The 2,173-nt window shown below is 71.3% G+C and carries 3 protein-coding genes; 2 read left to right on the top strand and 1 reads right to left on the bottom strand.

Annotated features, from left to right (window positions below):
• Positions 1-223 precede the first annotated feature (223 nt).
• Positions 224-556: a hypothetical protein gene (locus tag AruCF_RS15670; RefSeq protein WP_080977441.1), complete on the top strand. Its 333-nt coding sequence runs from the start codon at positions 224-226 to the stop codon at positions 554-556.
• A gap of 24 nt (positions 557-580) precedes the next feature.
• On the opposite strand, the gene AruCF_RS15665 is transcribed toward AruCF_RS15670, so the two are convergent.
• Positions 581-1,453: a LysR substrate-binding domain-containing protein gene (locus AruCF_RS15665; RefSeq protein ID WP_049074155.1), complete on the bottom strand. Its 873-nt coding sequence runs from the start codon at positions 1,451-1,453 to the stop codon at positions 581-583.
• Positions 1,454-1,529: 76 nt separating this feature from the next.
• On the opposite strand from AruCF_RS15665, the gene AruCF_RS29545 reads away from it, so the two are divergent.
• Positions 1,530-2,173, top strand: a 644-nt coding sequence (locus AruCF_RS29545; RefSeq protein WP_167385885.1) for a four-carbon acid sugar kinase family protein, incomplete at its 3' end; no start/stop codon positions are given.

The raw sequence follows: 2,173 nt of genomic DNA, 5'->3' as shown, positions 1-2,173 counted from the left end.
TCAGGGCCGGCCGGCGGCGGGGGACGCGGCAGGCCCTGAGCGTGTGACAGGATAGTCGCACCGCGATTCCCGTCGCGACGCCGCTTGAAACGCAAGGAAACCGATGCTTGTGCCATGCGCCGCCGCTTTCCCTGCGCGGCGCGGGGCCATTGCCGCCGATGCGCGGTCCGCGGCCTATCATGTGCCATCGCAGTCAGCGCAATCGGCGCAAAGGAGGCCGGCCATGCGGGAAATGATCGATCGTCTGGAAACCATGTTGGCCAAGGGCACCGACAACATGTTGTTGCGATTCTCGCTGGGCAAGGCCTACGCCGAGCAGGAGTGCTACGGCGACGCCGAGACGCACCTGCGCGCCTCGCTGGTGTTCGATCCGGCCTACTCGGTGGCCTGGAAATGGCTGGGCAAGGCCTGCCTCGGCCGCGGCGACAAGGCCGGCGCCCGCGCCGCCTGGGAGTCGGGCCTGAAGGCTGCGCAGGCGCGCGGCGACAAACAGGTCGAAAAGGAATTGCTGGTGTTCATCAAGCGGCTCGACAAGGACGCCGCCGTGCCGCAATAACGGCGCCGGCAACCGTCCTTTTTTTCAGGCCTCGGCCGCCGCTTCGGCCAGCCACTGCTTCAACGCCGCCAGCGACGGCGCCGCGCCCGCCGGGGCGCCGCGCGACTCGATCAATCCGTAGTGCGAGCCATCCGGGGCGAATCCGGCCGGCGCGACCAGGCGTCCGCTGCGCAGGTCGTCCAGCGCCAGCAGGCGCGGACTGAGCGCCACGCCCAGGCCGGCGGCGGCCGCTTCCACCATCAGGAAATGATGATCCAGGCTGCGCGTGGCGCGAGGGGCGGGAAGCCCCGCCTGGCGCAGCCAGTCGTCCCAGGCGCGCGGCCGGGTGCGCGAAGACAGCGCCACGTAGTCGCCGGCCTCGAACGCGGGCAGCAGCGACGGGGCCATCACCGGCCCCATGCGCTCCGCCATCAGCGGGGTGACGATCCAGTCGGGATGCACCGGAAAATCCAGCCGCCGCAGCGCCAGCGTGACCTGGTCGCGGGCGAAGTCCAGCGGCCCGCCGCCGACCGACAGATGCAGCTCGATGTCCGGGTGCCGGTCCTGGAACCGCGACAGGCGCGGAATCAGCCAGCGCATGGCGATCGACCGTTCACACGACAGCACCACGGGGCGCTGCGCGTCGCGCGCCTGCAAGGTGTCGATGGCGTCGTGGATCAACGCCAGCGCCCGGCCCATGGACGAGGCCAGCAAGCGGCCGCCGTCGGTGATGCGCAGGCCGCGTCCGGCCGGTTCCACCAGCGTCAGGCCCAAGTCGTCGGCCAGCTTTGTCACGCGGCGGCTGACCGCCCCATGGGTCAGCGACAGTTCGTCGGCGGCGGCGCGCACGGAACCCAGGCGCGCCACCGCCTCGAAGGCGCGCAGGTCGTTCAACGAGGGACGGCGGGTAGCGGGCATTGGTGATGATAGATCACGAATAAACGTCAGAAATGATGGATTTTCCTGGTGGGTGATCTGCATTTTAATCACCGGTATGGACACACCGGAATCGTTATCCCGACAAGTCGGCATCATTGCCGACGACCTGACCAGCGCCGCCGATGGCGCCGGCCCGTTCCTGCCCTGGGCCGGTTCGGCGCGGGTGCATCGGGGCGCCGCCGCGCCAGCCGGGGAGCGCGTGCTGTCGGTCGACACCGGCAGCCGCGGGCAGGCCGAAGCCGGCGCCGTGGACGCGGTGGAGCGGGCCGCCGCCGGGTTGGCCGGGCGCGGCGTTCTCTACAAGACCCTGGATTCGACGCTGCGCGGCCACGTCCGGGCGGAGCTGGCCACGGCCCTGCGCGCCAGCGGCCGGCGCCTGCTGGTGGTGGCGCCGGCCTTTCCCGCGGCTGGGCGGGTGACGCGCGGCGGGATCCAGTACGTGCACGGCGAGCGGGTCGACGCCAGTGTCTATGCCGCCGATCCGGTGCATCCGGCGCGCACCGCGCGCCTGCTGGACCTGATCGATCCGGCCATCGGGCCGGCCCGGGTGGTGCCCGAGGACGCGGACGCGGCGCAATTGCGCGATGCCGCGCGGCAAGCCCGGACGCTGGTGCTGGACGCCACCACGCAGGCGGCGCTGGACGAACGGATCGCGCAATTGTGGACGCACGGGTCCTGCCTGTGGGCCGGCTCTCCCGG

It is taken from the genome of Achromobacter ruhlandii (assembly GCF_002082135.1).
GTDB lineage: Bacteria > Pseudomonadota > Gammaproteobacteria > Burkholderiales > Burkholderiaceae_B > Achromobacter > Achromobacter ruhlandii.
The sequence above is the reverse complement of the archived record's forward strand: the minus strand, read 5'-3'. Positions and strand labels throughout refer to the sequence as shown.

Coding starts and splice junctions, on each gene's coding strand:
- AruCF_RS15670 (WP_080977441.1), top strand. CDS start 224: ATGCGGGAAATGATCGATCGTCTGGAAACCATGTTGGCCAAGGGCACC.
- AruCF_RS15665 (WP_049074155.1), bottom strand. CDS start 1,453: ATGCCCGCTACCCGCCGTCCCTCGTTGAACGACCTGCGCGCCTTCGAG.